The following is a 24471-nucleotide window of genomic DNA, read 5'->3' on the forward strand; positions in this document are numbered from 1 at the left end:
CCACAGAGGCGGGGATCACCCGGTCCCATCCCGAACCCGGCAGTTAAGCCCGCCTTCGCCGAGAGTACTGCAGCGCAAGGCTGCGGGAGGGCAGGGCGTCGTGCTCGCGGAGGGCGCTTTTCTATGCGCGCCGAGAGAGGCCCGCGGGGGGATCGCCCCCTGCGGGCCTCCCTGTATTTTGAGGGCGGCGGCGTCGACAACGTCGGCATGCGCCGATATGGCGGCGCGCCTCCGAAGGCCGATCTCCGCTCCTGGATGGCTCGGCCGACGGCGGCGCATGCGCGACATCCGCCGATCGCGGTGCCGGGGGCCCACCCGGAGGGGCGTCCCTGCCGGATCGGTCCTTCGTTCGGGCGCTGCGCGCCTGCTCGGTTCTGCGCTGTATGCGCTCCGTGTAATCAGCCCTGGTGCTTCCGATGGCTATATCTGTGCGATGGGTGGTCGGAGGCCGGCTTTCTTTCGTTATGTGCCGCTTCCCGATTCGGATTTTTATTGGTCACTGAAAGCGCTTTTGAGGACTATAATCTCAAAGCTATATACAGTTCATTGGCGCAATGCGGGTGTCGGGGATTGTACGAGTCGTTGATATTGGCTCGTACGTTCCGTGCCTGTAAGGTCCGATGCGGACCTGCCGAAGACGGTAGTTGAATCTGCTTTACGGCAAGTCTTTTCTAGCCTGGAATCGTAAACAGATTTGGACCGTTTACGGCATGTTCGCAGGATAGCGCCATCGTAAAGATGGGAGATTTTCATGTCTGGTAATTCAGGGGGCGCACGTGCGTCCTGGTCGGGCAAGTGGGCGTTTATTTTGGCTGCTGCGGCTTCGGCTATCGGATTGGGAAATCTGTGGCGTTTTCCGTATCTGGCTGCGAAGTATGGCGGCGGCGTGTTCCTTATCACCTATGTGGTGCTGGTTGTCACGTTCGGCTTCACGTTGATGATGCTTGAGGCGGCGCTTGGTCGCAAAACCGGGCAGAGTGCGCTTGGTGCCTTTAAGTCTTTCGGAAAGAAATACGCCTTCATTGGCATTTTTACTTCTGCGATTCCGTTCATTATCGTGCCGTATTACTGCATCATCGGTGGTTGGGTACTCAAGTACGCTGGTGCGTACCTTATCGATGGCTCTGCGGCGCTTGCTGATGGCGGTACGTACTTCACCAACTTCATCGGCGGTGGCGGCGAGAGCTTCATCTGGGCTATTGCCTTCCTGCTGATCGTGTTCGCTATTGTGGCGCTGGGCGTGAAGAACGGCATCGAGCGCGCAAATCGCATCCTTATGCCTGTGCTGCTGGTGATGACGGCCGGTATCTGCATTTACGAGCTCACGCTCCCCGGTGCAATTGATGGCTTGGCATATTATCTGACGCCTGACTTCAGCAAGTTCAGCGTTGAGCTGGTCATTGCCGCACTTGGTCAGATGTTCTACAGCCTGTCGCTGGCAATGGGCATCATGATCACGTATGGCTCCTACATGCAGAAGTCTGACAATCTTGAGCAGTCCGTGCGCCGTATCGAGCTCTTCGATACTGGCTATGCCTTCCTGGCTGGTTTGATGATTGTGCCTGCTGCCTTCGTGGCTATGGGTTCTGCCGAGGCCGTTGCCTCGAAGTCCGGCCCGTCGCTGATGTTCGTGATCTTGCCGACCGTGTTCGACCAGATGGGCGGCATCGCCTCGATCATGGGCTTCCTGTTCTTCCTGTTGGTGGTGTTCGCGGCATTGACCAGCTCGATCTCGCTTACGGAAACCTGCGTGTCCATCGTTCAGGATTCTGCGCATATCACGCGTAAGAAGGCGCTTATTACTTCCATGGTATTCATTTTCGTGATGGCCATGATCGTGAACATGGGCTATTGCCAGCTGGCCTTCATCGAGCCGCTGGGACCGGGCAGCACCATCCTGGACTTCTTGGACTTCATCTCCAACTCCGTGATGATGCCGCTGGCCGCGTTGATGGCTTGCGTGTTCGTCGGTTGGATCATCAAGCCTAAGGCGATCATCGACGAGGTGAAATCCTCTGGTCCGTTCAAGGCGGAGAAGATGTTCACCGTCATGGTGAAGTTCATAGCGCCTGTGCTGCTGGTGGTTATCTTGGTTGCTTATGTGGCTGCGCAGTTCGGTTTGTTCAGCATGTAGCGAGAAACTTCCTCTTTTCGGTTGCGATTCGCGGTTCGTGAACCATGCGATGGTGGCGTATCAAGCGTCGCAAGATGGATAGGGTGCCTGTTGAAGGGTCGTCGACGTCGGTCGGCGACCCTTTTGCTTGAGAGTGTGTTTCTCGCCTGGGGTCGTACCGGTCTGCCTAATGGCGTGTGCAATTCCAGGGCCATGGTTCTTGCTTGCCCGCGATGGTGTCTTCGCTGCGTGCTATGGGCTTCTTGGGTGAAGAGAAACGGGTGGTTGTGCGGTGGCGTACAAAGCTTCGCCTTAGTGGCGAGGGTTGGCCGGCGCGGTCCCTTCGGGCATGCTTCAGGTTGAGAGTTGCGTTATGGGCGGCTGAACGCGACGATTCTTCTTCCTGTGACAAGAAAGGGGTGGCGCTGCATCGATTGCCCGATCACAGCGTTTTCAATGCAGTCCGCGCTTGCCGAGAAGACCTGCTCGCCGATTGTTTCGAACAGGTAAATTCCTACGTGGTTGCGTCCTTTCGGCTTGCCGTAGGGCCGGATGTTCCCCATTTTCCCTCTGCTTTGGGTGTAAGGTATTCGGCAAGCGTTATTTGCACGTTGGGCGCGCAACGCCCTTTCACGAAGGAGCATCACGATGGTCGAGAAGAAGGATCTTGACTGGGGCAGCCTTGATTTCGGCTACCATCAGACCGACTACAGCTACGAAGCTCATTGGAAGGATGGCGAGTGGGACGAGGGTGGTTTGACCACCGACCACGACCTGCATCTTTCCGAGTGCGCCGGCATTTTCCATTATTGCCAGGAAGTGTTCGAGGGTCTGAAGGCTTACACCACCGAAGAGGGCTCCATCGTTTGCTTCCGTCCGGACATGAATGCAAGCCGCATGTTCGATTCCGCTGAGCGTCTTGAGATGCCGGGCTTCCCGAAGGATCGCTTCGTCGAGGCCGTTAAGGAAGTTGTGAAGGCGAACGCAGCATGGGTGCCGCCGTTTGGTTCCGGCGCCACGCTGTACGTGCGCCCGTTCATGATCGGCTCCGGCGAGGTCATCGGCGTGGCTCCGGCTCCCGAGTACACGTTCCGCATCCTGGTCACGCCCGTCGGCCCGTACTTCAAGGGCGGCCTGAAGCCGATTAAGCTGCGCGTGTCCGAGTATGACCGCGCCGCACCGCACGGCACCGGCAACATCAAGGCTGGTTTGAACTACGCCATGTCGCTGCGCCCGACCATGGAGGCGCACCGCAACGGCTACGCTGAGAACATCTACCTGGATTCGCAAAGCCGTACCTACATCGAGGAGACCGGCGGTGCCAACGTGCTGTTCGTGAAGCAGGACGGCACGCTGGTGGTGCCGAAGTCCCATACTGATTCCATCCTGCCTTCCATCACCCGTCGCAGCCTGGTGCAGGTTGCCCAGGACCTGGGCATGACCGTCGACGAGCGCTATGTCACGTGGGAAGAGGTCGCTGGCGGCGAGTTCGTGGAATGCGGTCTGTGCGGCACCGCGGCCGTCATCAGCCCGGTCGGTCAGATCGACAACAAGGTCAACGGCGCCGACCAGGAGGTCGTCTTCCCGGCTGGCTGCACCGAGATCGGCCCGGTCATGAAGCAGCTGCGCGAGACCCTTACCGGCATTCAGGATGGCAACCTGGAAGACAAGCACGGCTGGGTCTGCAAGATCGATGTCGACTAGTCGTTAGCCGTATGGCTTGATGCAAACGATAGCGGGGAAAGCAGGAGCTCCTGCTTTCCCCGTTTTTGCGTTCGGCGGGATTGTGCGGGACAAAAGTCCTTGTGCAACTTATCCTTCGCGTATCCCAAGAGGGTCGCAAACGGCTGTTTGCGACCCTCTTGATGTTCTTTCGGGGCTGTTTTCCCGGTTCAGATGGGTGCCGGTGTTGCTAAGAAGAGCCGCCCTCAAGGGCGGCTCTTCTCGTCGTTGGCGTTAAGCGCTTGCTCCCTAGTAATTCTCGGCGTTGATCTCGAAGTATGCCTGCGGGTGGTTGCAGACGGGGCAAACGTCGGGGGCCTTGGTGCCTACGACGATGTGACCGCAGTTGCGGCATTCCCACACCTTGACCTCGCTCTTCTCGAACACCTGAGCGGTTTCGACATTGTGCAGCAGCGCGCGGTAGCGCTCCTCGTGATGCTTCTCGATGGCGCCGACCTGGCGGAACTTCTCGGCCAGCTCGGGGAAGCCTTCCTCCTCGGCGGTCTTCGCGAAGCCCTCGTACATGTCGGTCCACTCGAAGTTCTCGCCGTTTGCGGCGTCCTCCAGGTTCTCCGCCGTGGAGCCGATGCCCTGAAGCTCGCGCAGCCACATCTTGGCGTGGTACTGCTCGTTTGCCGACGTCTTGCGGAAGATTTCGGCGATCTGCTCGAAGCCTTCCTTCTTCGCCACCGATGCGAAATAGGTGTACTTGTTGGTTGCCTGCGACTCGCCGGCGAAGGCGGCCTGCAGGTTCTTCTCGGTTTGCGTTCCTTCGTACTTGCTCATGAGAAACCCCTCTCGCTGTGATGGCCCGCAGCGCCCGTGCGCGCGGTGCCTTTGGTTTCCATCTATCGATGGTATGGGCAAACGCGCGGCGGCGCAATCGTTTGCGCCGCTTTGTGACACAACTGTTGCAAGGGGGTCCTCTGGGCGGTTTGGGCGTGCATTCGGCGGGGCATCGCGTTGGGGCGTTGTTTGCGGTATCATTGAAAGCACGTGTATTCACTAGTTAAGGAAGTTTCAGCATGTCGCTTTCCATCGGTATCGTGGGCCTGCCCAATGTGGGCAAGTCCACGCTGTTCACGGCCCTCACGAACAAGGGCGGTTTGGCAGCCAACTACCCCTTCGCCACCATCGAGCCCAACGTCGGCATCGTTCCCGTTCCCGACGATCGCCTGGAGAAGCTGGCCGAGATCGACCACCCTGCCAAGATCGTCCCCGCAACGGTCGAGTTCGTCGACATCGCCGGTCTGGTGGCGGGTGCCAGCCAGGGCGAAGGTCTGGGCAACCAGTTCCTCGCGAACATCCGCGAAACCGATGCCATCTGCGAAGTCGTGCGCTTCTTCAGCGACCCGGATGTCGTGCACGTCGACGGCCGTGTGAACCCTAGCTCGGACGTTGAAACCATCAAGACCGAGCTGATTCTGGCCGACATGGGCACGCTTGACAAGGCCATCCCGCGTCTGGAGAAGGAAGCGAAGCGCGACAAGGCCGGTGTGAAGAAGCTCGAGGTTGCGAAGAAGGTGCTCGAGGGCTTGAACGAAGGCCATCGCGCCCGCACGTTGAACCTGGACGAGGACGAGCAGGCTGCCATCTACGACCTGCACCTGCTCACCATGAAGCCCATCCTCTACATCGCCAACGTGGACGAGGACGCGCTCGACGCCGACTTGGCCGAGATCGACGGCTGCCAGCCGGTGCCGATTTCCGCAAAGGTCGAGGCCGACCTGGCCGAGCTTGATCCCGCCGAGGCGAAGGAGTACCTGGAGGCCATGGGCCTTGAGGAGTCCGGCCTGGCGCGCCTGGTGCGCAGCGCTTACAAGCTGCTGGGCTTGCAGAGCTATTTCACCAGCGGCGAAACGGAAACGCGCGCTTGGACCATCCCTATCGGCGCGAAGGCCCCGCAGGCCGCCGGTGTCATCCACTCCGATTTCGAGCGCGGCTTCATCAAGGCCGAAACCGCTTCGTATTCCGACTACGTGGAGCTGGGCGGTGAGCTGGGCTGCCGTAATGCCGGCAAGCTGCGCCAGGAAGGCAAGGAGTACGTGGTGCAGGACGGCGACGTCATGCACTTCAAGTTCAACGTTTAAAATGCCTGGTCAAACGGCGAATTAGCGAACTTCACGGGGCGAATCCGGAAAACCGGGTTCGCCCCGCGTGCTTTCGTGTCGCAACAGCGGCGGTGCCGGCGAAGGAGGGGTGCTCCGCACGTGTTGCTGCTTCAGGATGCGCGATTGTGCAGCAGCTTCTCCGGAGCGAATCGCGGCCCGTTTGCTGAGTGGTGCATGCGGACTTTTCGCACATGCGCGAAAAACCATCTGGCTGGCGTATAATCTGCCTGTTCGAAAGCTATTCGGCTGCGCTCGGCGCGGCCTTTTATATGCCCGGCGCAACGTGCCGGGCGTGCGACAAGGAGCATCTCGATGAAAACGAGCGATTTCGATTACGATCTTCCCCAGGAGCTTATCGCGCAGGAGCCGGCGGCGGTGCGCGATGCGTGCCGCATGCTGGTCATGGACCGCGAAACCGGCGCGATCGAGGACCGCATCTTCCGCGATATCATCGACTATCTTGAGCCCGGCGATCTGCTGGTGGCGAACGAAACGCGCGTGTTGCCCGCGCGCCTGCTTGGCGCGAAACGCGGCACGGGCGGGCAGTCCGAGGTGTTCCTGCTTCGCCAGCTTGTGGGCTCGAAGGCGCAGCCGTATGCGGGCGTGCCCCATATCCCCGGCCAGCCTGTTCCCGGTGAAAACCAGCAGGCTATCTGGGAGGTACTCGTGCGTCCGGGCAAGCGTTTGAAGCCCGGCAGCGGCGCGGTGGTGGATTTCACGGACGGCGAAGGCAACGTTGCGCTGTCCGCCGAGATCGTCGACTGGGCCGAAGGCGCCCAGCGCGGCGAGCGCGTGGCGCGCCTGACCACCACGTACCCCTCGCTTGACGAGGCGCTTCATGCGGTGGGGCATACGCCGCTGCCGCCCTACATCAAGCATTACGCTGGCGATGAGGAGCTGTACCAAACGGTGTATTCCCGTCGCGAAAGCTCGGCGGCGGCACCTACGGCGGGTCTGCATTTCACGCCCGAGCTGATCGAGCGCCTGCGCGAGAAGGGCATCGATTGGGAAACCGTCGAGCTTGAGGTGGGCCTTGACACGTTCCGCATCGTGGACGAGGAGGACCCGCTGGCCCATAAGATGCACACCGAGTTCTACACCGTGCCGCAGAAGACGGTCGACGCCATCAATCGCACGCACGCCAACGGCGGCCGCGTGATCGCCGTGGGCACCACCAGCGTGCGCAGTTTGGAAAGCGCCTGGGATCCGTCGGCCGACAACGGGGCCGGCGCCATCACCGCGCGCGACCGCGACGCCACCAGCCTGTATCTGCTGCCGGGCAGCACGTTCCACGTGGTGGATGCCCTGGTCACGAACTTCCACGTGCCGCGCAGCACGCTCATGATGCTGGTCAGCGCGTTCAGCACCCGTGAGAACATCATGAACGCCTATCAGCATGCCATCGAGGAGCGCTACCGCATGCTGTCGTTCGGCGACGCCATGTTCATCCGCTAGCATTCGCTTAAGAGGGAAGAGGTTAGCGAAAGGGTCTTACGCGTCCGAAATCCGCGTCGTGTGCAAAGGCACAGGGGCTTGATCGAACGCCTTCCGTTCCTCGGACAACGAGAAACGGAAGGCGTTCTTATTTGCTCGGGGCGAAGCGCGATGCGGAAACCGAGTGAGGGTGTCGGGTTCTTTGCTTTGGGACGCAGGCGCAAGCTCTTCGCCCGCTGTTCTGCGTTTGCAGGTGCAGTGTGTCAGCGGGGGTGGGCGTATCTATCGGGCAGGTGGAGCCTAGCCTCTATTTCCCCTGTTCGCGCAGAGCTTTTAGGATGGCGCGCTTGCGTGCCTGCTTCTTGTCGTAGGCTGCGCGCTCGGCTTTGTGGGCTTGGCGTGCGGCTTCCTCGGCGGCGCGCTCGTCGGCGTGGGCCGCGCGTTCGGCGGCTTTTGCGGCGGCGCGCTGCTCCTTGCGCTCGGTGCGCTCGGCGGCTGCTTCCAGATCGCTGATGCGGCAGCCGCAGAAGTTCTGCCGGTACATTCCCAGTTCGCGGCTCTCGCGCGTGGCCTCGTCGTAGTAGGGTCGGAAGTCCTCGAACACGGGCACGACTCCGGCTTGCGCCGCTGCGCGCTCCACTTCCTCGCGGATGACCTGCGTATATTGGTAGGGGCTCACCGACAGCGTGGTGCCGATGCCCTCGAAGCCGCGTTCCGCGGCTACCCGTGCGGTTTCCTCAAGGCGAAGGCGATAGCAGGCACGGCAGCGAGCCTCCCTGCGTGCAGGGTCGACCGACAGCACGGCGGCGCGTGGTGCAGTGTTGCTCGCGGTACGTGTGGAAAGGGTAGCGCCAGCAGGGAAAACAGCCCCGTGATTTGTGTCGGTAACCGTCTTACACCGGTTGTCAGAGGCTTCGTTGTAACCCTCGATTTCGCCCCTGCATTCGCCTTCCGCGCCAGTCTCCGCGCGCGTCTGCTCGACTTCGGCGATCGCGGCGTCTCCGATGCGGCCGGCACATGCTTCCCACGTGGCCGGGTCGTACGGGCCTTCCAGCACCTCGAACCCCGCATCCGCGGCCCACGCGCGCAGCGTTGCCAGCCGGTGCTCGTATTCCTCGGCGGGGTGGATGTTCGAGTTCGCGTAGTAAATGGTGATGTCGTGCCCCGCGGCCTTCAACAGGCGCGTCGGCTCGAGCGAGCACGGCCCGCAGCACGCATGCAGCAACAACTTCATTCGCGAACTCCTTTTTCGATGGGCATTTCGCCGCCGGCGCGGCGCTTCCCCTATACTACCACGCAGGCAAAAACTATCCCCACCTGCGGCAATCTGCAGAAAGGCATGATATATGGAGAAACGAACCTTCCGCGCCGTCTTCTTCGATCTTGACGGCACGCTGCTGCCCATGGACGTCGACGTCTTCATGAAGAGCTACTTCCGCGCCCTCGGCGGGTACGTCGCGCGCCTTGGCATCGCCCCCGATCAGTTCATGGCCGGCATGAAACGCGGCATCACCGCCATGGCCACCAACGATTCAGGCCATGCGAACGCCGAGTCGTTCTGGCCCGAGTTCCTGGCCTGCATCGATATGCCCGAGGGGCTCACCGCCGATGCGCTGCAGGCCGCCATCGGCGACTTCTACGAGAACGAGTTCGGCGAACTGGGCGCCGACGTGGAGCCGAACCCCGCCGTCGCGCGCGCCATCGAGGCGCTTGCCGCCAAGGGCTATCCGCTCGTGCTCGCCACCATGCCGATGTTCCCTCGCCGCGCCGTGGAGTGGCGCCTGCGCTGGGCCGGCATCGACCCGGCGGTGTTCTCGCGCATCACCACGTTCGAGAACTCCACCGCCGTCAAGCCTAAGCCCGACTACTATGCGGAGAACCTTGCCGCTGCGGGCGTTGAAGGCCGTGATGTGCTCATGGTCGGCAACAACACCAAGGAGGACCTGGCCGCATGCCAGCTTGGCTGCGAGGGCTTCCTGGTCACCGATTTCCTGATCGACCCCGTCGGCTTCGAGGTGTTCAGCGTGCGTCATGGTTCTATGGAGAAGTTCGCGGACTGGGTGGAGGCTCTTCCCGAATGCGCCGATCCCGCGCAGGGCATCAGCGACGCCATCGTGCCGGCGGCGGCGGGCGAGCGCGTGCTTGCGGCAAACGGCATCGCCGACGGCCAGGCCGGCGGCGCGAAAACGCTCGAGGAGGCGGGTCGCTCCGGCGGCACCGATTTCGTCATCAACGGGATGGAGGATTAGCCCATGGCTCTGTTCGACTGCACCATCGAGGCTACTTGCGGCCATGCCCGCGCGCTTTCGTACGAAACCGCGCACGGCACCTTCCATACCCCCATGTTCATGCCCGTCGGCACATCGGCCACGGTCAAGGGCATCACGGTCGATCAGCTTCACCAGCTGAACAGCCAGGTGGTGCTTGCGAACACCTACCACCTGTCCATGCGCCCCGGCGCCGACTTGGTGGAAGAGGCCGGCGGTGTGCACAAGTTTATGAACTACGACGGCCCCATGCTCACCGACTCGGGCGGATTCCAGGTGTTCTCTCTGGCTGACACGCTCAAGCTCGACGCCGACGGCCTGACCTTCCGCAGCATCTACGACGGAAGCTATGTGCGCTGGACGCCCGAGTCCAATATGCGCATCCAAGAGCAGATCGGCGCCGACATCGCCATGCAGCTTGACCAGTGCACGCCGTACCCGGCCGAGCGCAGCTTCGTGGCCAACGCGGTGGACCTGTCGGCGAATTGGGCGCGCCGCTGCCTGGCGGCGCACAAGCGCCCCGATCAGACGCTGTTCGGCATCGTTCAGGGCGGCATGGAGCTCGACCTGCGCCTGGAGAGCATCCGTCGTCTGCGTGAGATCGAGGACGAGAGCCTGGCTGCGGGCGGTCGCCGCTTCGGCGGCTTCGGCATCGGCGGCTATTCGGTGGGCGAAGACCACGAGACCATGTTCGAGACGCTCGGCCAGGTGGCTCGCGCGTTGCCCGAGGACCGTCCGCGTTACCTGATGGGCGTGGGCAACCCCACCACGCTCGTGCGCGCCGTGCGCGAGGGCGTCGACATGTTCGACTGCGTGCTGCCCACCCGCACCGCGCGCATGGGCACGGCGTTCTCCAGCACGGGCCGTATGAACATGCGCAACGCGAAGTACACGCGCGACTTCACGCCGCTCGACCACAGCTGCACCTGCCCGACGTGCCAGAACTACACGCGAGCCTATCTGCGCCACTTGGTGAAGCAGAATGAGATGCTCGGTGCCATCCTGCTGTCGGTGCACAACCTGCACTTCCTGCTCGACCTCATGCGCCGCGCTCGCGAGGCCGTGTTGGCGGGCGAGTATGAGCAGTTCTACGAGGAATGGATGAACAGCCCGGCCGCTAAGGACTACTAATATAGGGCTCGGGCGGATTGCCTCCGCTTGGTGCTTTCGCATTCTCCTTGATTGTGGGAAAATGCGAGAGTTAGGGTATATATGGCGGCGCTTGCCGCCGCGAAAAGGGACGGCCCGACGGGGCCGTCCTGTGGTTTACAAGGCTAGGAGAAGCTCGCATGGCGAAAGCGCAAAACGCCAAGGCCAAGAAGAAGGGCGGCAACGCCAACCGCCGCAACGTATGGCTGTTGGTGCTGACCACCGTCCTGGTGCTGGGGTCCATCTTCATGTTCACCCCTCCGCAGGACAAGATCAACCAGGGCCTGGACATCCAGGGTGGCCTTTCGGTGGTGCTGTCGGCGAAAAGCACCGATGGCGACGCCGTGACCTCCGAGGACATGGAGAAGTCGCGCGCCATCATCGAGCAGCGCGTCAACGCGCTCGGCGCCTCTGAGGCAGTGGTGCAGCTGCAGGGCTCCGACCAGATCCTCGTGCAGATCCCCGGCCTTTCCGATACGGAAACGGCGCTGTCCACCATCGGCAAAACCGGCAAGTTGGAGTTCGCCCGCCTGGATTCGTTTACCGATGAGGACGCCAAAACCAAGATCGAGAACGGCCAGTACGGTTCCAGCGGTACCATCACCGACGACTTTGGCAACACGCTGCCTTCCGGCAAGACCGAGCATCTGACGGTGGAGGAGGGCACGTACACGCCGCTCATCACCGGTAGCAACATCACAAAGGTCGACATCGGCCGCGCCTCCGAGACCGGCACCGACTATTCGGTCAACATCTCCCTTGATTCCGAGGGTACGAAGGCGTTCGCCGACGCCACGAAGGACCTGGCAAGCACCAAGGGCAAGATCGTCATCATCCTTGACGGCGAAGTTCAGTCCGCGCCTGCCGTGCAGTCCGAGATTACCGGCGGTCAGGTGTCCATCACCGGCGGTTACGACAAGGAAGCCGCCTCCTCTATGGAGACGGTGCTCGAGTCCGGCTCGCTGCCCGTGAGCTTCGAGTACGCGCAATCCCAGGTGGTCGGCCCGACGCTCGGCCAGGATGCGCTGACCTCCGGCGTGCTGGTGGCCGCTATCGGCCTTGCGCTGGTCATGCTGTACCTGCTGGTGTTCTACCAGGGTCTGGGCCTGATCACCGCTGCCGCCATGGCCGTGTTCGCCGTGCTGTACCTGGGCATTCTGGCGCTACTGTCGCATTTCGGCCTGTTCAGCCTGTCCATGGCCGGCATCGCCGGCGTCGTGCTGACCATCGGCATGGCGGCGGACTCCTCCATCCTCACGCTTGAGCGCTTCCGCGAGGAGATCCGCATGGGCCGCAGCGTCCGCGCGGCCTCCGTCACCGGCGTGCGCCATGGCATCCTCACGTCCATCGACGCCGACCTGGTCACCATGGTCTCGGCGCTCACGCTGTTCTTCCTAGCAAGCGCCTCGGTCAAGGGCTTCGGCCTGACGCTGGCGCTCGGCATCATCTGCGACATCGTCATGATGCTGCTGTTCAAGGCGCCCATCATCCGCCTGCTGGCGCCGAAGTGCATCGCCAAGCACCCCGGCTTCTGGGGCGTGAAGGATTGCAAGGAGGCCGCCCCGTACTTCCAGGGCGAGAAGCCTGCTTCCTCGCGTCATGACGTGCGTGGCCGCTTCATCAAGCTCGACATCAACCTGCTGGGTTACCGTAAGGTGTTCCTGTCCATCGCGGCCGTGGCGGTCGTGCTGGTCGTGGCGCTCGTCGGCGTGCGCGGCGTGAACTTCGGCATCGAGTTCGTGGGTGGCACCTCGGTGACGTTCCATCAGGGCGGCAACGACGTGACCACCGAGCAGGTACGCTCCGCCTTCGCCGATGCCGGTGAGCCTGATGCTGTGGTACAGACCACCGACTCCGATGGTCAGGCTGGCTTCCTCGTGCGCACCACCGATACGTCGGCGGAAAGCGCTGCCGCGGCGGCCAACAAGGTTGCCGACCAGTTCGGCTGGGATGCGGAAAGCTTCGAGGTAACCACCATCGGCCCGGACTGGGGCACCAGCGTCATCCAGAGCTCTTGCATCGCGTTCTTCGTGTCGCTGCTGCTCATCATCGCCTACATCTCGGCGCGCTTCCGCGATCCGAAGATGGGTGTGTCGGCGGTTATCGCCTTGCTGCATGACCTGGTCATCGTGCTGGGCGTGTACGTGCTCGTGGGCCGCGAGGTCACGCCGAACACCATCGCGGCGCTGCTCACCATCCTGGGCTACTCGCTGTACGACACGGTGGTCGTGTTCCATCGCATCAACGAGAACATGAAGGGCGATTCGCCGAAGTGCACGTTCGCCACCATGGCGAACCACTCCGTCAACGAGGTTCTGGTGCGTTCGCTCAACACCTCCATCACCTCGCTTATCCCGGTTGCGGCCATGCTCATCTTCGGCGGCGAGACGCTGCGCGACTTCGCCCTGGCCATGACCGTGGGCCTGGTGTGCGGCTGCTACTCGTCCTACGCCATCGCAACGCCCATCTACGTGATGTGGAAGACGCGCGAGCCGCAGTTCGCGAAGCTGCAGAAGAAGTACGGCACGGACATCCAGCGTTGGTTCCTGAACCGACTGCCGCAGGCCGCTGCCGCCACCGCAGCTGCTGCTGCCGGCGCTGCCGCGGATGCGGTAGCGGATGGTGCCGGCCAGGACGCGCCCGCCGCGGAGCCCGCTGCTTCGCAGGGCCAGCAGGCTGCGAGCAAGCCTGCCAAGGCACAAAACCGCTCCAAGAAGAAGCGCAAGAAGGTTCAAGGCTAACATCGGCTAGCTGACTCGGGCCGCTCGGAAACGGGCGGCCCGTTTCTTTCCATACATACTAAAAGCCTGCCTCTGATCGCAAAATGCGATCAGAGGCAGGCTTAACTTGATCGGACTGGTAAGCGCCCGAAGACGCGTGTCGGCTCGTCGAGATTAGAAGCCGAAGTCCAGGTCGCTCAGACGGATCTCACCGTCGTCGTCATCGTCCTCTTCCTCGTCATCCTCGCCAAGGCTGCTGTAGCGGGAGATGATGGCTTCCATCTGCTCTTCGATGGAGCTGGTGCCGGCGAAGGCATCGCGGAACAGCCTCATATCCTCCTCGCCGAAGCTGGCGCCGGCGCCTTCCATGATGGCGCCGATGTTGGCCATCTTCTTCACGGCTTCGTCTTCTTCCATGGGTTTCATCTTCTCGGGATCCATCATCGGGAACATGTTCGATCCTCCTTGCACAGGTAACCTGAATGGCGTTTGTCCTGCGATAATGCTCTTCGCAAGCAGGGGTTCGCGCCGTTGTTTCGCTGTCTAGTAGTATAGCAGTCGGATAGATTGCGGGAGGTCATCGAGCGCATCGCAACCTATTGTGATACGCTGAGGAAATCGCGTGAATCCATGCACGCAGGCTATGGAGGAATCGGCTGCAAGCAATGTCGGCCATGTTTGAAGGAGTTGCCATGCGCGAAGGAAGCGCCCCGAATTTCTGTCCGCCCACCGAGGAGGGCATCACCCTCACGTTCCAGGACGAGAAGGGCGATCAGATCGACCTTGAGTTCCTTGGTTTGATCCTGCACGAGGGTCGTCGCTACGGCTTCTTCTTCCCGGTCACCGAGGATAGCCCGGCTTGCAGCTCGGGCGAGATCATCCCGCTTGAGGTAACCGAGCTTGACGAGGACGGCCAGCCCGCCGCGTTCGAGTTGGTCGAGGATCAGGCTATCGCTCAGGAAGTCTACGAGGACTTCAAGCAGGCTGCCAAGGACCTGTACGACTTCGAGTAGGCGCTACGTATCCGTGAGCGTTACGCGTTCGTGCTAACGTTGTATTTTGCAAAAGCGGAACTTGCGGCACCTCTCGGTCCGCAAAACTATGCGAAGGCAAAGCTTGCGGTTCGTTGTTACGTATTCACAGAGAAGGGCACGGCTTTTGAGCCGTGCCCTTCTTGTTTCGCTTGATTTGCAGCTTTGCGAAGCCTGTTTGCGCGGCGAGCCGTCGCGAGCGCAAAACTGTTTTTTACCGCGCCTGGTCAGGTTTGCGGCGTCCCTACAGCTCGATCGGCTTCCACTCCTCGTGGTTGCAGATCCACGCCTCGGGCTCCTCGACGCTGAAGAACACCAGCGTGGGGTCATCGGGACCGTCGTAGCTCTCGCCAAGGCTGCACAGGTGCGCGTAACCGGCGTAGCGCATGTCGGCGTTCGCCTTGTCCTCAAGGCCGGCCTTACCGCGAAGGATCAGCCAGCCATGGCCGGGCCACCAGCTGGATGCCTCGAACTTCTGGTTCTGCTGCAGCTCCTCCCACACGTCCTTGGTAGTGGCGGTGACGAACCAGATCTTGCCGTCCTGCTCGGCGGCGAAGCTGAACGGGCGCACGTGGGGCTGGTCGTTCACGCTGGTGGCCAGGTACCACGCGGGGACGTTCGTCAGATACTGCAGGATGGTCTCGTTGCCGGTCATGTGATCCTCCTAGTCTTGGAACCGGTCGGTTAAAGCAAGTAGCCGATGGCTGCGACGCAGCCGGCCAAAACGGCCATGAAGGCGGCGGCTGCGGCGTCGCGCGGGGCGAAGCGAAGCGGATGCAGGTGCGTGCGTCCTTCGCCGCCGTGGTAGCAGCGCGCGTCCATGGCCGCTGAAAGCGTTTCGGCGTGACGGAACACGCTGGTGAACAAGGGTACCATGAGCGAAGTGAGCATGCGCACGCCGCGTGCGGGGCTGTTTGACAGGCGGGCGCCGCGGCTGACCTGAGCGTGGTAGACCACGGCAAGCTCGTTGGCGAACTGCGGCATGAAGCGCAGCGCGATGCCCATGATCATGCCCAGCTCGTGGGCGGGCACGCCGAAGCGGGCGAAGGGCTTGAGCACCCATTCGAACGCCTCAGTCAGGTCGATGGTCATGGTGGTTAGGGTGATCAGGCTCATTCCCAGCATCATGATGGTCAGGCGGGCGCCCATGAACAGGCAGGTTTGCACGCCCGCCTCGCTGATGCGAAGGATGCCCCAGTCGACGAGCACCTGGCCGCCTTGCGTGACGAACAGGTTCAGCACCGCCACGATGACCACGATGGCCATAAGCGGTGCCAACGACCGCGCTGCCTTGCTCGGCGGGATCTGTGCCAGCGCGTAGCACAGTGCCGTGAACGCTGCACATACGGCCAGGGCCGCGGCGCTTTTTGCGCACAGCAGCACCACGATGAACACGCAACCTGCTATGAGCTTCGTGCGCGGGTCGAGCCGATGCACGCAGCTGGTGCCGGAAACGTAGCTGCCGAAGGAAAAGCCCGGGTTCATTCGACCACCTGGCCTTCAGAGCCGGCTGGGGAAGGGGCGGCATCGCCGGCGTTGCCGCTGCCCGCGCCGCAAGCCGCAGCGATCATCCCTGCCAAGTCCTTCTCCGTATACAGTTTCCCTTGCTCAAGGGCCCATCCGCCTGCGCGCAGCGCTTCCGCGAACGCCTGCGGCTCGGTGGTTCCCAAGCCCACTTCCTTGAGCTTGCGCGCGTGCAGGAACAGGCGCTCGGGTGCGCCGACGCCCAGCAGGCGCCCTTCGTTCATGACGGCCACGCGGTCGCACATGGCGGCAAGGTCGTCCATGCAGTGGGACACCATGACCACGGTGAGGCCCTGGTCATGCAGGCGGGCGATCATCTGCAGGAAGGAGCGCTTGCTGGCGGGGTCCAGGCCCGCCGCTGGTTCGTCGAGTACGAGCACCTGCGGGTCCATGGCAAGCACGCCGGCGAACGCCACGCGGCGCTGCTGGCCGCCCGAAAGCTCGAACGGGCTCTTTTCGGCCAGCTCGTCGAAGGAAAGACCTACGCGCTCGAGCGAGCTGCGCACGAGCGCATCAACCTCTTCGCCCGAAAGCCCCAGGTTGCGCGGCCCGAAGGCCACGTCCTTGTACACGGTTTCGGCGAACAGCTGGTGCTCGGGATATTGGAACACCACGCCGATCGATCCGCGCACCTTCGACTCGGCGCCCTTCGAGGCGATGTCAGTGCCGTCGATGAGCACGCGCCCTGAGGTGGGCTTCAAGATGCCGTTCATATGCTGGATGAGCGTCGATTTGCCGCTGCCGGTATGCCCGGCAACGCCGAGGAACTCGCCGCGGCGCACCTGAAGCGAGACGTCGCGCACGGCCCACAGGCTGTCGGGGCTGTTGCCCCATTTTGCCTGGCGGGCGGCAGGGGCCTGCTTGCGCTTGCGCTGCCGTTTTGCTTCTGCCGCGTCGTAGGTGAAGCTGACGTCTTGAAATTCGATGAGCGCTGGGGCATCTGCGTCGCCCTCGCAGGTGGGGAAGTCGACGTCGGCGTCGGTCGAGTCGGGCGATTCCGCGCTTGTGCCGGCCGCGGTGCATACGCCGGCGGCCTCGCCAAGCGCCAGGACCTCGCGCGCCAGCTTTCCGGCGTCCACGGTGGGCTGCACGGCCATGCCCGCATCGCGCAGATCCAGCGACAAGCGGGCCGCGAACGGCACGTCAAGGTTCAGGTGCGCCAGCGCGCGTGCCTGAACGAGCACCTCGTCAGGCGTGCCCTCGAGCGCCACGTGACCGCGCTCCATTACTACCACGCGGTCGGCCTGCGCCGCCTCTTCCATATAATGCGTGATCATCACGATGGTCATCCCGCGCTCGTGCAGCTCATGGCACACGCGCATAAGGCCTGCTCGGCCGCGGGGGTCGAGCATGGCGGAAGCCTCGTCGAGCACGAGCACCTCAGGGTTCATGGCCAGCACGCCGGCGATGGCGACGCGCTGTTTCTGTCCGCCGGACAGGGCGTGCGTCTCATGGCGTTCGAAGCCCGAAAGCCCCACGTCCTCAAGCGCCTGCGTCACGCGTTCGCGCAGCTCATCGGTGGGGATACCCAGATTCTCGGGGCCGAAGGCCACGTCGTCTTCCACGAGCGAGACCACCAGCTGGTCGTCGGGGTTTTGGAACACCATGCCCACCGTCTCGCGGATGCGGTACGTGCAGTCGGCGTCCGCGGTGGGCATGTCCTGCACCTTCGCGGTGCCCTCGTCGGGGATGAGCAGGGCGTTCAAGTGTTTGGCCAGCGTCGACTTGCCGCTGCCGTTGCCGCCCAAGATGCACAGGAACTCGCCCTTGCGTACATGCAGGCTCACGCCGTCAAGGGCGAAGTTCGCGCCGTCGTAGGTGAAGCGGACGTTTTGAACATCTATCATGATTCGCTTTACGATCCTTTCATGAATCGGCGAATTACGTTGCGTTTTGTGGGATGCGAAACGGAGCCGCAGCGAGCCTCAAGCGGGGTGGCTCCAGTAGACCGGCGCGTCTATCCGGGCTGCAGCCCTTCGCCCGGGTTCGGGCGCCTGCTCTTGCGAAAGGCGGGCTACCGCGCCGATTCCCGCTATCCCGTCATACGGTCCCGCCGACAAGCGGGGTACTCCTGCTTGTCGGCGGGACCGTGCCGCGCTGGGGCGGCACGGTCGGGAATGCGGTTGCCTAGAGGCCCTTGACCTGGTCCTTCTTCGGGGTGATCAGGTTGGAGACGGCCTTGTACACCAGCAGGGTCAGCGCGCTATTCAGCACGGTCTTGATCAGGTTGAACGGGAGCACTGCGGGCAGGATGAGCGGCATGATGACGTCGGCGCTGCCGTACCAGAACCACACGCCGATGGTCAGGTTCGCGGCGACGGCGCCGACGGTGGCGACCACGCAGCCGACCAGCAGACCGATGATGGCACCGGCGAACGTGTGCTTGCGGGCGTAGATGGCGGCGGCGGGCACCACGAAGAACAACGTGGCGCAGATGTTCATGAGGCCGCCGACCCATTCGCCGAGCATCAGGCTGTGGATGATGGCGGCGACGGTGCCCACGGCGAAGCCGGCGCCCGGGCCGAAGGCGAAGCCGCACACCATGGCGGGCATGAGCGAGGGATCGTAGGTCAGAAACGGCGCTGCGGGCAGGATGGGGATTTGCACGAACGACAGCAGCGCGGCGATGGCGCACATGAGCGCCATGGTGACCAGCTGGCGCGTCGACCAGCGGTTCGTGTTCTTGATGGTTGCATTTGCAGCGGTTGCCTGAGACATGGATGAACCTTCTTCCCGCGAAGCCTTCTTCCCACGGGTTTTGCTCTCAAGCCTCGCGAAAAAAGAGACAAGCCCGTATGAATTCCTTCCATACGGGCTTGTATTCGCTCAACAGCTTCCCGCCCGGCAATGCTGTGCCGTGCGGTGCGTTTCGCGAACTCTGCCTCTTCCATCCGGACTTTGACCGTTGGTCCTGGATTTGCACCAGGTCAGCCTTGCGTGTATACGGCTTGCCGCCGCTTGACGCACAGGGTCGCGGACTTCCGGCTTGGCTGCGGCTTGCCGCCGCGCGTATCCGGTTACCGCCAGTGAGGATTTCCACCTCGCCCTGAAACAGAATTCAATGGCACCTAGTTTAGCTGCGCCGCCATGGCTTCGCAACCGTTTGGGCTATGGATGTTTTCCGCGTTTTGGGGTGCGAACATATAGCGAATAGTTATAGGAAATCAGCTTGGAGGGGCTTGTTTCCCTACCGAAGTGCTACGCAATCCGCTTTTTCGCCGAGACTTTAGCGGTCCGCGGCATCGGCGGCTCTATAATAAGCCGTTCGCGCCCCGAGAGGGGGTTTATCTTTAAGGCTACGAGGTTTTGCATGAACTACATCGAAGTTCTCGACAGCATAGACGCCGCCGTTTGGGGGCCGCCTATGATCATCTTGCTGCTGGGCTGTCATATCTACACCACCATCCGCACCAAGGGCATCCAGCGCAAACTGCCCTTGGCTCTCAAGCTTTCCATCACGAAAGATAACGGCGCCCAAGGCGACGTCAGCAACTTCGGCGCCATGGCCACCTCGCTTGCCTCCACGCTGGGAACGGGCTCCATCGTCGGAGTGGCCACGGCGGTGCTCTCCGGCGGCCCGGGCGCGGTGCTGTGGATGTGGCTTACCGGCATTCTGGGCATGGCAACGAAGTACACCGAGGTCTACGCTGCCATGAAGTACCGCGTGAAGGACCGCCAAGGTCACATGATGGGCGGCGCCATGCACGTGTGGGAGCAGCGCTACAAGCGCCCTGACGGCACCGTGCCGTGGTGGGCGAAGTTCATGGCCATCTGGTTCGCCGTCATGGCGTGCCTCACCATCTTCGGAGTCGGATCGGCCGTGCAGACCAGCGCCATCACCTCGGTTGCGCAGGCGAACTTCGGCGTGGAGCCTTGGATCGTCGCCGCAATCGTGTGCGGTAGCGCCCTGCTCATCATCATGGGCGGTTTGGGAACCATCTCCAACATCTGCGAGAAGCTCGTGCCCATCATGGGCGTCGCGTACATCTTGGGCTGCGCCTATATCCTCGTTTGCAACTGGGCGTTCATTGGCGAGTCGTTCAGGTTGATCTTCGAATGTGCCTTCACCCCTCGCGCGGCCTTTGGCGGTGCGGTGGGCAGCGGCATCATCGTGGCGCTGCAGTTCGGCTGCGCGCGCGGCCTGTTCTCCAACGAGGCGGGCCTGGGCACGGCCCCGCTTATCAGCGCTGCCGCTGAGTCGAAAAACCCTGCGCGCCAGGCGCTCGTATCCATGACCGGCCCGTTTTGGTGCACGGTGGTCATCTGCTTCGTGACCGCCTTGGTCATCGTCTCGTCGCTGTGCGCCCACCCCACGCTCATCCAGGATGCCGGCGTCACCAACGGCGCCACGCTCGCCAACGCCGTGTTCGCCACCATCCCCTATGTGGGCGCGCCCATCCTCATGCTGGGCATCCTGTGCTTCGCCTATTCCACCATCATCGGCTGGAGCTACTACGGCGAACGCGTCACCCTGTACCTGTTCGGCCGCCGCTGGGTGCCGCTGTACCTGGGCTTTTACATCTGCATGGGCTTTTTGGGCGGCGTGGGTGTCGGCGACGTGGCCTGGACGGCCACTGATATCTCCAACGCGCTTATGGCGCTACCCAACATCTTCATGGTGCTGCTGTGCGCCGGCATGGTGGGCAAGGAGACGCAGCATTACGTCTACGACGGCAACATCGACGAAGAGCTGCGTGCGGACATCCACGAGCTGCCCGAGAAAAGCGTGTTCACCCGCAAGAAGGCGTAGGGGAGCGGTCCTGCGCGTGAACAGGGGATAGGTTCCTGTTCACGTTGGCACCTGTTCACGTTGGGCTGCAAACCTGCGTGCTTCCGCCTCGGTGAGTTTTCCGCCCTTATGCGAACAGGGTGAACAGGGGACAGGCACCTGTTCACGTTGGAAATGATTTGAAAGCCGGTCGCTTTTGCGGCCGGCTTTCTTCTTTCAGGGGGCTTTTGCGGTGGCACGTGAGGGTGCGCGCGCAATGCGGGCATCCCTTGAAGCGCGGGCTTGCCCAGCGCCGGCGTGTGGCCTTCGCCTTATAATGGCGGGTATGGAAACTATCGCAATCATAGGCGGCGGCGCATCGGGCCTGATGGCGGCTGTGGAAGCATCGCTTGCGTTGCGCCAAGCGGGCGCTGTGGCGCATGTGGCCCTGTTCGAGGCCGACCCCGAGCGCATCGGCCGCTCCATCCTGGCAACCGGCAACGGCCGTTGCAACATCTCAAACGCTTGCATCAGCGCTGACGCGTACCGCAATCAGGCTTTTGTGGGGCATGCTCTTATGCACCTGCAAAGCGCTTACGCCACGGAGCGAGGCGCAACTAGTGTGCGAACCCTTGAGGCGAACCCCGTGCTCGAACGTTTCGCCGACATGGGCCTTGTGACGCGTGAGGAGTCGGAGGGGCGCTTGTATCCCATGGCGAACAAAGCTACCAGCGTGCTGGACGTGCTGCGATCCACCGCTGCCGAGCTGGGCGTCGACGTGCAAACCGACAAGCACGCCTTGCGCGTGGACGCGCCAACTCTGGGTGGCGTGGGCTGTTTCAATATCCGCTTCGCCGACAAGACGATTGCGCATGCGGCTGCGGTCATTGTGGCCGTTGGCGGGCGTGCGGCAAGCGGCATTCAGCTGCCAAAGCCGCTGGCTTGTTCGGATATGCAGCCCGTTTTGGGGCCTTTGCGCGTTGACGCGCAAGGCGCCAAGCTCACCCGACAGCTCAACAACATCCGCGTGCGCGGCACCGTGCATCTCGAACGAGGTGGGCGCCGCGTCGCAAGCGAGCGCGGCGAACTGCTCTTCCGCGACTACGGAGTCTCCGGCGTGTCGGTGTTCAACCTGTCGCGTTTTGCACAGCCCGGCGACGACCTAGTCGTCGACTTCCTGCCCGACATCCCCTCGGACGACATGGAGCGCTTCATGATGACGCGCCGCAAGCGGATGCAGAAGCTGCTGGGCAGCGAGCTTACGCTTGATCGCTTCCTCGAGGGCCTGCTGCTGCCCGCGGTGTCCGCCGCGGCGCTGCGCCAGACGGGTTTGCGTACCGGTGACCGATTTACACAAGAGATGATTCCCCAGCTTTGCGACATGCTTAAGGGCATGCGCTTGGCGGCGGAGGGCATCGGCGACGAGCGCCAATGCCAGGTGCGCCGCGGCGGCTTCCCTGTGGAGCGATTCAACCCCGCTACCTGCGAAGCGCTTGACGTGCCGGGCCTGTTCGTCACGGGAGAGGCGCTCGACGTCGACGCGCCCTGCGGCGGCTTCAACCTGCATTGGGCCTGGTCAAGCGGCATGCTCGCCGGCCGCGCCGCAGCTGATCGCATTGCAGGTGGGGAAGGCGTTGAGCGTGACGGCTCCCGCGCGGGCGCAAAGCCGCGTCCGATTGGCAGGCGGTCACCGTCTTGCACCGGTAATCTGAACCCTCCCTCGGGCCGCGATTCTCGCTCGCAGGCTGCGTCACGCTCCGGTGGTTCGCATGCTCCCGCCAGCGCTGGCACCTGCCGCTCCTCTTTTCGCGCGGGAAAACCGCGCCCCTCGCACAGGGGCGAACGCAGCAAAACCCGCAACCAGCGTGGCGGGAACGCTGCCCGCAATGCCCGTCATCGCAATCGATAGCCCGGAGGAAACCATGCTTGAGATCTCAAACCTCGCCCTTCCGCTCGATGCCGGGCTCGAAGGCAAGCAAGCTGAAAAGCTCGTGCGTCGCGCCGCAGCCCGAGCGCTCAATATCCCGCCGAACGATATAACCGAAATCCGCCTGCTTAAACGCAGCGTCGACGCGCGCAAAAAGCACGACGTGCACTTCGTGGCAACGCTTGGTGTGGAGATGGCAGGCGGCGCCAAGGCCGAAGCTGTGGCAATCGAGGCAGCGGCGCACCGCAAAGGCGCAGCGAACGTGAAAGCGCATCGGCCTTACGAGCCGCTGCGGGTCCCGCAGGTCGGCGCTTCGCGCCAGGCGCAGGACGAACCCCGCCCCATCGTGGTGGGCACCGGCCCGGCCGGCCTGTTTTGCGCGCTCTACCTGGCGCGCGCCGGTCTGCGCCCGCTCGTGGTCGAGCGCGGCGCGGCGGTCGACGAGCGCATGGCGGCGGTCGACGCCTTCAACGCCGGCGAGTCGCTCGATCCGCACACCAACATCCAGTACGGCGAAGGTGGGGCGGGAACGTTCTCGGACGGCAAGCTGACCACGAACATCAAAAGCCCCTGGGCGCAGCACGTCCTGCACCTGTTCGTGGAAGCCGGAGCGCCCGAGGAGATCCTGTGGCAGGCAAAACCTCACATCGGCACCGATTTGCTCGTGGATATCGTGCGCAACATCCGCAAGCAGATCGAGCAAGCCGGCGGCGAAGTGCGCTTCAACACCCAGCTCACATCCCTGCATTTCGAAAGCGGCCGCCTAACCCAAGCCGAAATCACCAGATTTGCCACCCAATCCGAACCCACCGTCGAGCTGATCCCCGCAAGCCACGTCGTGCTGGCGTGCGGCCATTCCGCTCGCGACACGTTCGAGCTCGTGCGCGACGCGGGTGTGCATATGGAGCAGAAACCGTTCTCCGTGGGCGTGCGCATCGAGCATCCCCAGCAGCTCATCAACCGCTCGCAATACGGGAAGGCCGCTGATCACCCGGCGCTCGGCGCCGCCGATTACAAGCTGTCGATGCATCTGCGCCCGCAAAAGGGCGAAGAGCAGGGCCGCGGCGTGTACACGTTCTGCATGTGCCCAGGTGGGGAAGTGGTGTGCGCCGCCAGCGAGCCGGAAGGCGTGGTGGTCAACGGCATGAGCCGTTTCGCGCGCGATGGGCAAAACGCCAACAGCGCGCTGCTGGTCGGCGTGGGCCCCGAGGATTTCGACGGCGAAGACCCGCTTGCGGGCATCAAGCTGCAGCGCGAGATGGAGCAGACAGCCTACCGAACCGCCATCGCCGCCGGCGGCGAACCGTATCAGGCGCCCGCGCAAACCGTCGGCGACTTCCTGACGCATCGCGCCGGCAGCCCGAGCAAGCAGGTGAAGCCCACCTACGCGCGCGGCGTCGCATGGTGCGACCTGCACGAGTGCCTCCCTCCGTTCGTAGCGCGCGCCATGGAGCAGGCCCTTCCGCAGCTCGACCGCCGCTTGCACGGCTTCGCCGATCCGCAGGCGGTGCTCACCGGCGTGGAAACCCGCAGCTCAAGCCCCGTGCGAATCGTGCGCGGAAAGAACATGCAGGCCCAGCTGGCCGTGGCGCCTGCCGATGCTGCCGCGCTCGAGCCCGAAACAGGCCTCTATCCTTGCGGCGAAGGTGCGGGCTATGCTGGCGGTATCATGTCCGCCGCCTGCGACGGCCTTCGCGTAGCCAGCGCCCTGGTGGAAAGCCTGCGGCCTGAATAGGAAAGCGGTCGCGAAAGCCGCCACGAAAGC

The 24471-nt window shown here is 63.0% G+C and carries 19 protein-coding genes, 1 rRNA gene and 1 riboswitch; of the genes, 12 read left to right on the forward strand and 8 right to left on the reverse strand.

What is annotated here, in order from left to right:
* Positions 1 to 107 (forward strand): 5S ribosomal RNA (gene rrf, locus Q0G75_RS08485); the annotation flags it as partial.
* Between the two features lie 644 nt (positions 108 to 751).
* On the forward strand, positions 752 to 2134 hold the full coding sequence (locus Q0G75_RS08490; protein WP_294416738.1) for a sodium-dependent transporter: 1383 nt from the start codon (positions 752 to 754) through the stop codon (positions 2132 to 2134).
* A 350-nt stretch (positions 2135 to 2484) separates the two neighbouring features.
* Here Q0G75_RS08490 and Q0G75_RS08495 read toward each other — a convergent pair whose 3' ends face one another.
* Positions 2485 to 2676: a hypothetical protein gene (locus Q0G75_RS08495; RefSeq protein WP_294416735.1), complete on the reverse strand. Its 192-nt coding sequence runs from the start codon at positions 2674 to 2676 to the stop codon at positions 2485 to 2487.
* Positions 2677 to 2761: 85 nt separating this feature from the next.
* Between Q0G75_RS08495 and Q0G75_RS08500 the strand changes: the two genes are divergently transcribed.
* Complete coding sequence (locus tag Q0G75_RS08500) at positions 2762 to 3817, forward strand: branched-chain amino acid aminotransferase (RefSeq protein ID WP_294416734.1); 1056 nt, start codon at positions 2762 to 2764, stop codon at positions 3815 to 3817.
* Positions 3818 to 4084: 267 nt separating this feature from the next.
* On the opposite strand, the gene rbr is transcribed toward Q0G75_RS08500, so the two are convergent.
* Positions 4085 to 4621: a rubrerythrin gene (gene rbr / locus Q0G75_RS08505; protein ID WP_042437063.1), complete on the reverse strand. Its 537-nt coding sequence runs from the start codon at positions 4619 to 4621 to the stop codon at positions 4085 to 4087.
* 239 nt (positions 4622 to 4860) lie between these two features.
* Here rbr and ychF point away from each other — a divergent pair, with 239 nt between their 5' ends.
* Entirely contained in the window at positions 4861 to 5925 is a 1065-nt protein-coding gene (ychF, locus tag Q0G75_RS08510; RefSeq protein WP_114621250.1) for a redox-regulated ATPase YchF, read from the forward strand.
* 333 nt (positions 5926 to 6258) lie between these two features.
* Positions 6259 to 7401: a tRNA preQ1(34) S-adenosylmethionine ribosyltransferase-isomerase QueA gene (gene queA, locus Q0G75_RS08515; RefSeq protein WP_294416733.1), complete on the forward strand. Its 1143-nt coding sequence runs from the start codon at positions 6259 to 6261 to the stop codon at positions 7399 to 7401.
* A gap of 286 nt (positions 7402 to 7687) precedes the next feature.
* On the opposite strand, the gene Q0G75_RS08520 is transcribed toward queA, so the two are convergent.
* Positions 7688 to 8614 (reverse strand): epoxyqueuosine reductase QueH, encoded by a 927-nt coding sequence (locus Q0G75_RS08520; protein ID WP_294416731.1) that lies wholly within the window; start codon positions 8612 to 8614, stop codon positions 7688 to 7690.
* A 112-nt stretch (positions 8615 to 8726) separates the two neighbouring features.
* On the opposite strand from Q0G75_RS08520, the gene Q0G75_RS08525 reads away from it, so the two are divergent.
* The 3 genes from Q0G75_RS08525 (at position 8727) to secD (ending at position 13537) form a co-directional block, all read left to right on the forward strand.
* Positions 8727 to 9629: an HAD family hydrolase gene (locus Q0G75_RS08525; protein WP_294416729.1), complete on the forward strand. Its 903-nt coding sequence runs from the start codon at positions 8727 to 8729 to the stop codon at positions 9627 to 9629.
* A gap of 3 nt (positions 9630 to 9632) precedes the next feature.
* Positions 9633 to 10778, forward strand: a complete 1146-nt coding sequence (gene tgt, locus Q0G75_RS08530) for a tRNA guanosine(34) transglycosylase Tgt (protein WP_294416728.1) — start codon at positions 9633 to 9635, stop codon at positions 10776 to 10778.
* A 158-nt stretch (positions 10779 to 10936) separates the two neighbouring features.
* On the forward strand, positions 10937 to 13537 hold the full coding sequence (secD, locus tag Q0G75_RS08535) for a protein translocase subunit SecD (protein ID WP_294416727.1): 2601 nt from the start codon (positions 10937 to 10939) through the stop codon (positions 13535 to 13537).
* Positions 13538 to 13690: 153 nt separating this feature from the next.
* On the opposite strand, the gene Q0G75_RS08540 is transcribed toward secD, so the two are convergent.
* A complete protein-coding gene (locus Q0G75_RS08540; protein ID WP_042437048.1) occupies positions 13691 to 13969 on the reverse strand; it encodes a hypothetical protein in 279 nt (92 codons plus the stop codon).
* A 239-nt stretch (positions 13970 to 14208) separates the two neighbouring features.
* On the opposite strand from Q0G75_RS08540, the gene Q0G75_RS08545 reads away from it, so the two are divergent.
* Positions 14209 to 14529 carry a DUF1292 domain-containing protein gene (locus tag Q0G75_RS08545; RefSeq protein WP_042437046.1) on the forward strand — a complete coding sequence of 107 codons (321 nt, stop codon included), beginning with the start codon at positions 14209 to 14211 and terminating at the stop codon, positions 14527 to 14529.
* 262 nt (positions 14530 to 14791) lie between these two features.
* Here the strand turns inward: Q0G75_RS08545 and Q0G75_RS08550 are convergent, their stop codons facing one another.
* From Q0G75_RS08550 to Q0G75_RS08565, 4 genes are all read right to left on the reverse strand, one after another.
* Positions 14792 to 15202 (reverse strand): pyridoxamine 5'-phosphate oxidase family protein, encoded by a 411-nt coding sequence (locus Q0G75_RS08550; RefSeq protein WP_114621244.1) that lies wholly within the window; start codon positions 15200 to 15202, stop codon positions 14792 to 14794.
* A 29-nt stretch (positions 15203 to 15231) separates the two neighbouring features.
* A complete protein-coding gene (locus Q0G75_RS08555; RefSeq protein ID WP_294416724.1) occupies positions 15232 to 16032 on the reverse strand; it encodes an energy-coupling factor transporter transmembrane protein EcfT in 801 nt (266 codons plus the stop codon).
* A complete protein-coding gene (locus tag Q0G75_RS08560; protein ID WP_294416722.1) occupies positions 16029 to 17918 on the reverse strand; it encodes an energy-coupling factor transporter ATPase in 1890 nt (629 codons plus the stop codon). The genes Q0G75_RS08555 and Q0G75_RS08560 overlap by 4 nt, the downstream gene beginning before the upstream one ends.
* Before the next feature lie 280 nt (positions 17919 to 18198).
* Positions 18199 to 18789, reverse strand: coding sequence for an ECF transporter S component (locus Q0G75_RS08565; RefSeq protein WP_294416717.1), 591 nt, complete (start codon positions 18787 to 18789; stop codon positions 18199 to 18201).
* A 157-nt stretch (positions 18790 to 18946) separates the two neighbouring features.
* A riboswitch (FMN riboswitch) is annotated at positions 18947 to 19129 on the reverse strand.
* Between the two features lie 252 nt (positions 19130 to 19381).
* On the opposite strand from Q0G75_RS08565, the gene Q0G75_RS08570 reads away from it, so the two are divergent.
* From Q0G75_RS08570 to Q0G75_RS08580, 3 genes are all read left to right on the forward strand, one after another.
* A complete protein-coding gene (locus Q0G75_RS08570; RefSeq protein ID WP_294416716.1) occupies positions 19382 to 20821 on the forward strand; it encodes a sodium:alanine symporter family protein in 1440 nt (479 codons plus the stop codon).
* A 304-nt stretch (positions 20822 to 21125) separates the two neighbouring features.
* The gene (locus tag Q0G75_RS08575) at positions 21126 to 22688 is read left to right on the forward strand and encodes an aminoacetone oxidase family FAD-binding enzyme (RefSeq protein ID WP_294416714.1); all 1563 of its coding nucleotides are present in this window, start codon (positions 21126 to 21128) and stop codon (positions 22686 to 22688) included.
* 13 nt (positions 22689 to 22701) lie between these two features.
* Entirely contained in the window at positions 22702 to 24441 is a 1740-nt protein-coding gene (locus Q0G75_RS08580; RefSeq protein ID WP_294416713.1) for an NAD(P)/FAD-dependent oxidoreductase, read from the forward strand.
* Positions 24442 to 24471 lie beyond the last annotated feature (30 nt).

It is taken from the genome of uncultured Senegalimassilia sp., from assembly GCF_934636665.1.
Taxonomy (GTDB): Bacteria; Actinomycetota; Coriobacteriia; order Coriobacteriales; family Eggerthellaceae; genus Senegalimassilia.

What these genes read in the sequence shown, in the direction of transcription:
- Q0G75_RS08550 (WP_114621244.1), bottom strand. Translation starts at nt 15,202, where the DNA reads ATGACCGGCAACGAGACCATCCTGCAGTATCTGACGAACGTCCCCGCG.
- Q0G75_RS08560 (WP_294416722.1), bottom strand. Translation starts at nt 17,918, where the DNA reads ATGATAGATGTTCAAAACGTCCGCTTCACCTACGACGGCGCGAACTTC.
- ychF (WP_114621250.1), top strand. Translation starts at nt 4,861, where the DNA reads ATGTCGCTTTCCATCGGTATCGTGGGCCTGCCCAATGTGGGCAAGTCC.
- Q0G75_RS08500 (WP_294416734.1), top strand. Translation starts at nt 2,762, where the DNA reads ATGGTCGAGAAGAAGGATCTTGACTGGGGCAGCCTTGATTTCGGCTAC.
- rbr (WP_042437063.1), bottom strand. Translation starts at nt 4,621, where the DNA reads ATGAGCAAGTACGAAGGAACGCAAACCGAGAAGAACCTGCAGGCCGCC.
- Q0G75_RS08520 (WP_294416731.1), bottom strand. Translation starts at nt 8,614, where the DNA reads ATGAAGTTGTTGCTGCATGCGTGCTGCGGGCCGTGCTCGCTCGAGCCG.
- Q0G75_RS08540 (WP_042437048.1), bottom strand. Translation starts at nt 13,969, where the DNA reads ATGTTCCCGATGATGGATCCCGAGAAGATGAAACCCATGGAAGAAGAC.
- Q0G75_RS08490 (WP_294416738.1), top strand. Translation starts at nt 752, where the DNA reads ATGTCTGGTAATTCAGGGGGCGCACGTGCGTCCTGGTCGGGCAAGTGG.
- Q0G75_RS08580 (WP_294416713.1), top strand. Translation starts at nt 22,702, where the DNA reads ATGCTTGAGATCTCAAACCTCGCCCTTCCGCTCGATGCCGGGCTCGAA.
- Q0G75_RS08575 (WP_294416714.1), top strand. Translation starts at nt 21,126, where the DNA reads ATGGAAACTATCGCAATCATAGGCGGCGGCGCATCGGGCCTGATGGCG.
- Q0G75_RS08570 (WP_294416716.1), top strand. Translation starts at nt 19,382, where the DNA reads ATGAACTACATCGAAGTTCTCGACAGCATAGACGCCGCCGTTTGGGGG.
- tgt (WP_294416728.1), top strand. Translation starts at nt 9,633, where the DNA reads ATGGCTCTGTTCGACTGCACCATCGAGGCTACTTGCGGCCATGCCCGC.
- Q0G75_RS08525 (WP_294416729.1), top strand. Translation starts at nt 8,727, where the DNA reads ATGGAGAAACGAACCTTCCGCGCCGTCTTCTTCGATCTTGACGGCACG.
- Q0G75_RS08545 (WP_042437046.1), top strand. Translation starts at nt 14,209, where the DNA reads ATGCGCGAAGGAAGCGCCCCGAATTTCTGTCCGCCCACCGAGGAGGGC.
- Q0G75_RS08555 (WP_294416724.1), bottom strand. Translation starts at nt 16,032, where the DNA reads ATGAACCCGGGCTTTTCCTTCGGCAGCTACGTTTCCGGCACCAGCTGC.
- secD (WP_294416727.1), top strand. Translation starts at nt 10,937, where the DNA reads ATGGCGAAAGCGCAAAACGCCAAGGCCAAGAAGAAGGGCGGCAACGCC.
- Q0G75_RS08565 (WP_294416717.1), bottom strand. Translation starts at nt 18,789, where the DNA reads ATGTCTCAGGCAACCGCTGCAAATGCAACCATCAAGAACACGAACCGC.
- Q0G75_RS08495 (WP_294416735.1), bottom strand. Translation starts at nt 2,676, where the DNA reads ATGGGGAACATCCGGCCCTACGGCAAGCCGAAAGGACGCAACCACGTA.
- queA (WP_294416733.1), top strand. Translation starts at nt 6,259, where the DNA reads ATGAAAACGAGCGATTTCGATTACGATCTTCCCCAGGAGCTTATCGCG.